7 protein-coding genes are annotated in these 9,259 nt (G+C 62.2%); 4 read left to right on the top strand and 3 right to left on the bottom strand.

Annotated features, from left to right (window positions below):
• Positions 1 to 899: GGDEF domain-containing protein (locus JaAD80_RS29565; protein ID WP_102299722.1), on the bottom strand; the 899-nt coding region annotated here is incomplete at its 3' end.
• A gap of 306 nt (positions 900 to 1,205) precedes the next feature.
• Between JaAD80_RS29565 and JaAD80_RS29560 the strand changes: the two genes are divergently transcribed.
• Positions 1,206 to 3,752 (top strand): TonB-dependent receptor, encoded by a 2,547-nt coding sequence (locus JaAD80_RS29560; protein WP_102299721.1) that lies wholly within the window; start codon positions 1,206 to 1,208, stop codon positions 3,750 to 3,752.
• A gap of 17 nt (positions 3,753 to 3,769) precedes the next feature.
• Complete coding sequence (locus JaAD80_RS29555; protein ID WP_102299727.1) at positions 3,770 to 5,635, top strand: phytase; 1,866 nt, start codon at positions 3,770 to 3,772, stop codon at positions 5,633 to 5,635.
• 75 nt (positions 5,636 to 5,710) lie between these two features.
• On the opposite strand, the gene JaAD80_RS29550 is transcribed toward JaAD80_RS29555, so the two are convergent.
• Both JaAD80_RS29550 and JaAD80_RS29545 read right to left on the bottom strand, forming a co-directional pair.
• On the bottom strand, positions 5,711 to 6,133 hold the full coding sequence (locus tag JaAD80_RS29550) for a hypothetical protein (protein WP_102299719.1): 423 nt from the start codon (positions 6,131 to 6,133) through the stop codon (positions 5,711 to 5,713).
• Positions 6,134 to 6,244: 111 nt separating this feature from the next.
• Complete coding sequence (locus tag JaAD80_RS29545; protein WP_180979673.1) at positions 6,245 to 6,547, bottom strand: hypothetical protein; 303 nt, start codon at positions 6,545 to 6,547, stop codon at positions 6,245 to 6,247.
• Positions 6,548 to 7,211: 664 nt separating this feature from the next.
• On the opposite strand from JaAD80_RS29545, the gene JaAD80_RS29540 reads away from it, so the two are divergent.
• Both JaAD80_RS29540 and JaAD80_RS29530 read left to right on the top strand, forming a co-directional pair.
• Entirely contained in the window at positions 7,212 to 8,090 is an 879-nt protein-coding gene (locus tag JaAD80_RS29540; RefSeq protein WP_180979672.1) for an EamA family transporter, read from the top strand.
• 381 nt (positions 8,091 to 8,471) lie between these two features.
• A complete protein-coding gene (locus JaAD80_RS29530; protein ID WP_258003265.1) occupies positions 8,472 to 8,825 on the top strand; it encodes a cytochrome c family protein in 354 nt (117 codons plus the stop codon).
• Positions 8,826 to 9,259 lie beyond the last annotated feature (434 nt).

The raw sequence follows: 9,259 nt of genomic DNA, 5'->3' as shown, positions 1-9,259 counted from the left end.
GTGCGCGGCGCGGCGCCGGCATCGGCACCGGCGCGCGGGGTTTCCACCGCCCGGCTCAGTTCGGCCAGTACCACTTCCGGCACGCCATCGGTAAGCGCGCAGGCATGGCGCAGGCTCAGGCGGATTTCCCGGTTGTCGTTCGCATGGTGGCGCATCTGCCCCACCATGCTGCACAGGTGGCGCGCATGCGTAGCCGCCGCCTCGCGCGAGACGCCCGGCATCAGCACGGCAAAGCGGTCGCCAGCATAGCGGCACAGCAAGTCGTCATTGCGCAAGTTCAGCAGCAGCATGTGGCCGACGGCCTGCAGCACGCGGTCGCCTTCGCGGTGGCCGTATTCGCGGTTAATCAGATGGAAGCTGTCGATGTCGAGCAGGACCAGCGCGCAATCGAGGCCGGGGCGGCGCTCCTGTTCCAGGCGCATCTGCGTGCGCAGATAACTGGCGTCGGCCAGCTGCGTGATGCGGTCGAAGGCGCGGTGGTCACGGAACAGGCGCTCGCGCTTTTGCAGGTGTTCGTTCAGGCGGAACTGTTCTTGCCGCCAATAGTACATGCCGATGGTCAGCACCAGCATGCCAAAGGGGATCAGCGCTTCGAGCCAGTTATCCCAGACATCATGCTTGTCGACGGCAAAGAATTCGTCCAGACAATCGGCCCAGGAACCCAGCATGATGGCGCACAGGCCGCCGGCGATCAGGCTCGTCACCAGGCCGCGCGGACGGCTGCTGAGGGTAAACAAAAACCACACGCCGGCCATGACGGCCGTGCCGCCTTCGCAGACGATGTCCATCCACTTCCAGATGGCGAACGGTTTCACTTGCCCGAAGGTGGCATACAGCAAAAAAAACAGGGGCAGCGCCAGTGCGGCGGCAATCAGGCTGTTACGGTGCAATGGCAGCATGTGGGAAACCTTTAAAAGTGGTGCTGCCGCCACGATAGCGCCCGCCCATGACGGCACGATGACACGCCGGCGCGGCGCGCGGCAGGTGCAAACGGCTCACCATTGCGTCACAACAAGCAGCAAATGCACCAGGCGCCTGTCCATGCGCCCTGCGGCGAGAGGTCATTTCAGCTCACCGCCCTTCATTTCCGGCAGGAAAAAGTCCGCCCGCCGTTGTTTTCAGGACGACAAGCCTTTGCCTGTCACGCAACCGTCATATTTGCTGCCTAGAATCCGCCCGGTTCCTTCCCCCTAACCGAGCTCTTCATGAAAACCATGCACACTTCCTTTCCCTCCCCGCTGCGCCTGACCGCCCTGTCGCTCGGCATCATGGCCGTCTTCAGCGGCGCCAGCCAGGCTCAGGCACAAGTCCAGGTCCAGGACGATGGCCAGCCGGCCGCCACGGTGGTTATCAGCGGACAGCGCGCCAGCCTGCGCAACGCCATCGCGGCGCAAGAAAAAGCCGACAACATCATCAGTGTCATCAGCAGCGACGATATCGGCGGCTTGCCGGATAAGAACGCGGCCGAGGCGCTGGCCCGCTTGCCGGGCGTGTCCGTGCAGCGCGACCAGGGCGAAGGCCGCTACATCACGGTGCGCGGCCTGGGTCCGGACCTGAATGCGGTGACCATCAATGGCGCGCTGGTGCCGTCGCCGGAAGCGGGCCGCCGCGCCGTGGCGCTGGACATCCTGCCTGCCGGCCTGATCCGCACCCTGGAAGTGTCGAAGACCCTGCTGCCGGAAATGGACGCCAACTCGCTGGGCGCCACGGTGGAGGTGAAATCGCTGTCCGCCTTCGACTTGCCGGGCAAGCTGCTGTCGGCCAACGTGGGCGCCAGCTACGACGAAAAAACGGGCAAGACCAGCCCCAGCGGCGGCGCCCTGTGGGCCCAGCGCTTTCTCGATGGCAAACTGGGCGTGGCTGCCGGCCTGAGCGCGGAAAAGCGCTCGTTCGGTTCGGACGACGTGGAAACGGGCGGTTCCTGGAGCAAGGGCAAATTGTCGAGCCTGGAATTGCGCGATTACCTGCCCGTGCGCAAGCGCGGCGCGCTGGCCGTCAATCTCGACTACCGTCCGGAAGCGGGCAACAGCTGGTTCCTGCGCTCTTTCCTCAGCGAGTTTTCCGACAATGAAGTGCGCGACCGCCTGACCATCAGCAATATCGCCGGCGGCAGCCTGGCCGAAGGAGACAGCGGCACGGCACGCGCCGAGCGCCGCATCCGCCAGCGCAAATACACGCAGCAGGTGCGCTCGCTGGTTCTCGGCACGCAGCAGAAATCGGGCGACTGGACCCTGGACGTGAAAGGCGGCATGAGCCGCGCCACGGAAGACACGCCGGAATCCTTGAACGACGGCCGTTTCCGCGGCACCGGCAACTTTACGGGCATCAGCTTCACGGATACGCAGGAACCCAAGCTGAGCGGCCCCGCTTCGCTGTACGACCCGGCCAACTACGCGCTCAACGCCATCACCCTGCAAAAGCGCTACTCGAAGGACAATGAACACCATGCTCGCATCGACCTGGCGCGCAAGTTCGACATCGCCACCCTGAAATTCGGCGCCAAAGTCAGCCGCCGCGAAAAGACCAATGACACGGATCAATGGGCATACAACAGCAGCAAGGCCAGCAGCGGCAATTACTGGGGGCCTGGCGCCACCTCGATGCGAAATTTCGTGCAGGGCCACACCCTCGACTACGACCTGGGCAACATCGGCGTGGCGCTCGACCCTGCACTGATACGCGCCCGGGTTGCCGGCCTGGACCGCGCCAAGGCGCGCCTGGCCACGGAATCGATCATCAACGATTACCGCATGCACGAAGACATCAACGCCATGTATGTGCAGAACAGCTATGACTTCGACGCCTGGCATATCCTGGGCGGCGTGCGCGCCGAGCGCACCAGCTTCGAGGCGGCCGGTTCGCAGGTGGACAGCGCCGGTGCCGCCACGCCCTTGACGCGCGAACGTGCGTACACCAACTGGCTGCCGAACCTGCAAACCCGCTATGACCTTGACCACAAGACCAGCGTGCGGGCCGCCTGGACGCAAGCCGTGGTGCGCGCCAACTTCAGCCAGCTGGCACCGGGCATCAGCCTGGCCAGCAATACGGAAGCCGTCATCGGCAACCCGGACTTGAAGCCGCTGAAAGCGAACAACCTGGACCTCGGTATCGAACGCGTGCTGGGCAACGATGGCGTGATGTCGGCGTACGGCTTCTACAAGGACATCAAGAATTTCACCTACACGACCAACCTGGCCGGCACGGGATCGTGGGCGGGCTACACCTCGGCCACCTCGTATGCGAATGGCGACGCGGCAAAAGTCAAGGGCATCGAACTAGCCTACATGCAGCCGCTGCGCATGCTGCCGGCGCCATTCAACAAGTTCCTTGTCGGCGTGAACGGCACCCTGAGCACCTCGCGCGCGCAGATCGGCCGCTTCGACAAGGCCAGCAACAAGCAGATGAGCCGCGACATCCGCCTGCCGGGCCAGTCGAACCAGGTGATGAACTTGATGCTGGGCTATGAAACGGGGCCAGTCAGCGCCCGCCTGGCCCTCAACTACAAGTCGCCTTATCTGCTGGAAATGGGCGGCGACATCCTCGACCAAAGCCAGGATCATATCGTCGACAGCCAGAAGCAGCTCGATTTCTCGCTGTCCTACCAGATCAGCAAGCAGTTCCAGCTAACGTTCGAGGCGGCGAACCTGAACAACGAGAAATACTATGTTTACCAGGGCAGGAAGCAATACAACGTGCAGAACGAACAATACGGCCGCACCTTCAAGGTGAGCCTGAAAGCCAATGCCTTCTGATGATGATTGTCAATACTATGAAAAAAACCGTACTCTGCAGCGCTTTGCTGGCCGCATTTTCCTTCAGCAGCGCGGCGCTCGCCGCCCCGGCTGCTTCCACCGCCGCGCCTGCCTTCACGCAGGAGGCGGAAGAACTGGCGCGCCTGCCCGGCGGCGGCTGGCTGACACTGGACAAACACGGCTTGCGCCTGTTCAACGCCAGCGGCCAGGAGCAGGACCGCATCGCCGTGCGCGCCAAGCAGCTTGACACCCGCGTCGCGGGCGGCACGCTGCTGGCCGTCTTCCTGGAAGCCGACACTCAGCGTCCGCTGCCCGTGACCGTCGATGTGCAGGCCGGCAAGCTGCTCAAGCTGGCGCCGTTCCCCGTGCCCACATTTTCCGTGGAAGCGTCGTGCTTGTACCGCGACGCCCAGCAGCTCGATCATCTGTTTTTGATCGGCAAGGATGGGCAAGCGGAACAATGGGTCATGCACGGCGAGCAGCGCCAGCTGGTGCGCAAGCTGGCCTTGCCGCCGCATGCCAAGCATTGCCGGGCCGACGATGGCGCCCGGCGCCTGCTGGTCAGCGAGTCCAACATGGGCGTGTGGGCGTATGACGCCGATGCCGAAGGCATGGGCAAGCGCGAAGTAGTGGCCCTGCGCAAGCCCTATGGCCAGCTGGATGGCGGCGCCGGCGCCCTGGCCGTGCTGCCCGGTGGTGTGGCCGTGCTCGATGGCAAGGCGGAAAAGCTGCACCTGTACACGCATCAGGGCAGTCAGTGGACGGCCCTGCCACCGCAGGCTGTCGCCTTGAATGTGCGCAAGGGCGACAGCCAGCTGGCGCTCGATGGCAATTCATTGATGTTGCGTGGCAAAAGCGGTTGGCAGGCGCGGCCGTTAAAGTGGCATGGCAAGGCGGAAACGCAGCCTCCTGTCGCCATCATCGCGCCGCAGGCGCAGACGGCACCGATGGCGCGCCAGGGCGACGCGGCCGACGATCCGGCCATCTGGTTGTCCAGCAACCCTGCCGACGCGCGCATCCTGGGCACCAACAAGAAACAGGGCTTATTGGTCTACGACTTGCAAGGCAAGCAAACCCAGCTGCTTGAAGTGGGCCGTTTGAACAATGTGGACGTGCGCCAGAATATCGCATTCAATGGCCGCAGGGCCGACCTGGCAGTGGCCACCCAGCGCGATGACAACAGCATGATGCTGTTTACCATCAGTGCCGATGGCGTGGTGGCCGAAGCGGGCCGTTTTCCGACGGGCCTGAAAAGCATCTACGGCATGTGCCTGTATCAGCCGGCCAGCGGCGGCGTGCAAGCGTTCATCAACGACAAAGACGGCACTTTCCAGCAATACAGCATCGGCCTGGAAGGCAACAAGTTCAGCGCCACCCTCTTGCGCAGCTTCAAGGTTGCCACGCAACCGGAAGGCTGCGTGGCCGATGATGTCAACGGCAGATTGTTCCTGGGCGAGGAAACGCGCGGCGTCTGGACGACGTCCGCCGACGCTGCCAGGCCGGACGCCCTGTCCATGGTCTTGCCGGTCGGCCAGCACCTGGCAGCCGACGTGGAAGGCATGGCCATCTACCGCCAGCCAGGCGCCAAGGCCAACACCGGCTACCTGATCGTCTCCAGCCAGGGCGACAGCAGCTACGTGGTGCTTGACGCGCAAACGCCGTACAAGGTGCGCGGCCGCTTCAAGGTAGGCTTCAATTTACCGGCAGGCATCGACGGCACCTCGGAAACGGATGGCCTGGACGTGACCTCCGCCAACCTGGGCGGCGCGTATGCGCAAGGCATGCTGGTGATACAGGACGGCTACAAGCGCTTGCCCGATGGACCGCAGAACTTCAAGCACGTGGCGTGGTCGGATGTGGCCAGGGCCTTGCACCTGGAGTAAGGCGGCAGGAACGGGACGGATCCGGCAGATCCGTCCCCGCATGCCCGTCAAGCGCTGCGCCCGCTGCGGCGCTTATCAGTATGAAATACGAAAAGGCAGCCGCTTGCCATACAGCTCAACCATGCCCGACACGGCCAGGCGCCGTGCCGACAGCTCCTCGATATCGACCAGCGACAGGTCGCCGTGCTCCATCATGTAGATGCCGGATTCAGCGGCATCGAGGTGCTTGCCAAGTGGCCCGGTGACGGCCTCTCCCGGCAGGCCTTCCGGCACGCGCAGGCCGTGCAGGAAAAACACGGGTGGATAGAGTGCCCACGACCATTCCCCGTCTTCCTCTCCCTCCTCCTCTTCCGCCTCCATCCGGCGCATGAACAGATCGTCATCGCCATGAATATCGATGTTAACCTCCAGCATGCCATTGCCCAGCGCATCGAGCCCGATGCGCGACTTCATCGCATCCACCGCAAAATTGGTGCCGCCGATACTGAAAATACCCATGCGCTACTGCTCCTCATTAACATTGTCTGCAGGGACCTGAGCGGCCCCTGCGCGAGTGTAGCAGCCCGCCGCTCCTCCACGTAGCGCGGCAGAGCCAGCGTGGTGCAGCGCTCAGAACGGCCCGGCGGGCGTGGCGCTTTCCAGGTCGACCCACTTGCCGGTGGCCAGCTGGTTATGCTTGCCGGCCGGCAGCGCATAAAAGCTGCGCGGCGCCAGCGGCAGGCCCAGGTCGGCGACGGAGTTTTGCGCGTCGCTGCTCAAGGCGATGCCATACATCCAGAACAGCTGGCGCATGTCGCGGCCGATGATCTTCGAGCTCAGCACATACAGCAGGTCGTGATTGCTGATGCTGTTGGTGGCGTAGCGTCCCATGGCGTATCTTGCCGCCGTGGCCGCGCTGAAGTCCTTGCCCACTCATGTCGGCAGCACGGGTTTATTATTTTTTATTTTTTACAACAAGGTTTGTGAATAAATAATTACCTCGCGGTTGCATCAGGAAAGCGACAGCATCGATGCCGGCATACCTTGAGGAAGTACCATAAAATCATTTTGATTATCATATTTAAGAAAAAATCGATGAACTGACGATGCTCGCCAGCCATTACGAAAAAATAATTACTAAAGAATTAATCAAATGAACATTTCGCAACAAGGCGGATGCAATTGAAGTAATCATATGATTTATTCATTTTTATTTTCGCACAATCCCCTCTGTACGGTTAATAAAAACAAGGCCGGCATGGTCAATGGCATTGTCTGATCGCCTGCAGAAAGAGAAAGTCATATTCAAAATGCGTGAAGAAAATAAATACATATGAAAGAAATACAACGCCAGATAATATGCCATGGTGATGCAACATCTACTTCCTGATTTTAAGCTGCGCACCGGAATGTCTGCTTCTCATGGCCGCTTTATACGATCCACGCTGCTGCCCCTGAAATCCGGTACCGCCGATCGCGCGTCTGGTTAACAATCCAGCGGCCATCTCCGCCGGAATGGAGGAAAAGTCTCCGAATTGCGTCGCCGTTTCCAATCTGCCAGCGACTGCCTGCCTCAGGCATATTAGAATAGCGCCCCATGACCTCCCCCGCCTCGACCTCCCCCCTCCCCGACAGCATCCTGCTCCCTTCCCTGGCCGTACTGGGAGGACAGATTTCCGTCAACCTGGGGGCGGCGATCGCGAAGAACCTGTTTCCCGTCATTGGCGTCGAGGGCATCACGGCGTACCGCGTGGGGTTCTCGGCCTTGATCCTGCTGGCGATCTTCCGCCCCTGGCGTTTCAGCCTGACGCGCAAGGATGTGCTGAACCTGCTGGTCTATGGTTCCGTGCTGGGACTGATGAACTTGCTGATTTACCGCGCATTTGCGCTGATACCGATCGGCATCGCGGTGGCCATCGAGGTGACGGGGCCGCTGGCCGTGGCCATGCTGTCGTCGCGCCGGCCGCGCGACTTGCTGGCCGTGGCCTGCGCCGTGTTTGGCCTGTATTTGCTGCTGCCCTTGCAAGGCAGCCCGGGCAGCCTGGACCCGGTCGGTGTGGCATACGCGCTCGGTGCCGCACTGTGCTGGGCGCTGTATATCATTTTCGGCAAGCGCGCGTCCAGTTTGCAGGGCGGCCAGGCCGTTGCCTGGGGCATGACGGTGGCGGCGCTGGTGACCGTGCCCATCGGCGTGGCGTATTCGGGCACTGCCCTGCTGGCACCATCGATTGCGCTGCTGGGCCTGGCGATTGCTATGCTGTCCAGTGCCCTGCCGTATTCATTGGAAATCTTCGCCCTGCGCCGCTTGCCACAAGGGGTGTTCGGCATGTTCAGCAGCGCGGCGCCCGCCGTCAGCGCGCTGGCCGCCATGGCCGTGCTGGGGGAAATGCTGAGCCTGACCCAGTGGCTGGCCATCGGCTGTATTGTGTTCGCCTCGGCCATGGCGGCGCTGGGGGCGCAAGGCGGCAAACGTTAAAGGCGAGCGACTGGACGGTTGGGAGGTTGGAAGGTTGGAAGGTTGGAAGGTTGGAAGATTAGCAGGTTCGTTTCGGTCATGCAGGTTCGGCATTAGCGGCATTGGCAGTCGTGCATGGGTACATGTCGAGCAGCGAGGCAAGGCTGCATCAGCGCAGCTAGTGGCGCCTGCCATCAGCAGGTCTGCATGTCTGACTGTCGTGTATGCCGTCAGGCAGGTCTTCACCATCCGTGCTGGCGCGCAGCTTTTGACACCAAGCTGTAAAATGTGCCATCCCCAGCCACGCATAGCAATATTGCCTCACCTATGACTTTCATGTCCAATTTCCGCTCTTCTTGCACCATTGCTGCTTGCGCCATACTGCTGGCTCAAAGCGGCAGCGTGCAAGCCGCTGCAGCGCCAGTGGCTGGCGCTGCAGCTTCCTCCCTGAAAGGCAATGCGGTAGCGGGCAAGGCAGCGTTTTACAAGTGCGCCTCCTGCCACCAGGTGGGCCCATCGGCGCGGGCCGGCTTCGGCCCCAAGCTAACGGGCGTGATCGGCCGCAAGGCAGGCACCACGAGCGACTACCGATACTCGACTGCCATGAAAAACGCGAATATCGTGTGGACCGAACAAAACCTGGCAGCCTTCCTCAAAGCCCCCAGCGATTTCATTCCCGGCAACAATATGCGCTTCTGGGGCATCGGCAACACGCAGCAAGTCGCTGATTTGCTGGCCTATCTGCGCACGCAATAAGGCAATCACGGCCATTCGCTGAGCATCGCCTCGCATGCTGCATGTCATAGTAACGCGACAAGAAATGCGGCAGGTCTGGCAACACGCCGCACGCAAGCGGCAAGCCGGCAGATAAGCCGCAAGCCAGCTATCGGTCCCAACTGGCCGCTTACGGCTGGCCCGCCCAACTCACCGGCCAGCCCAACTCACCCGGCTTGACCGGACTTGACCAGCTTGCCCACCGCTGGCCCCACCACTGCATCCCCCACCTTGTGTCCTTACCCGTCCAGCGCCGCCAGCATGCCCTTGCGCTTCTTGTGCGCCGCCTCATAGGCCCGTACCTGCTCCAGCTGGGCGGCGGACAGGCCATCGAGCTTGTCGCGGATCTGCACCACCGTCAGGTGCTGGTAGCCATCGATGGGCACGCCGCGCGCGGCGGCGCGGCGCGGCGCGTT

The sequence above is a fragment of the Janthinobacterium sp. AD80 genome (assembly GCF_002878455.1).
In the GTDB taxonomy this organism is placed as follows: domain Bacteria; phylum Pseudomonadota; class Gammaproteobacteria; order Burkholderiales; family Burkholderiaceae_D; genus Janthinobacterium.
Note: the sequence above shows the minus strand (reverse complement) of the source record. Positions and strands in the feature narration are given on the sequence as shown.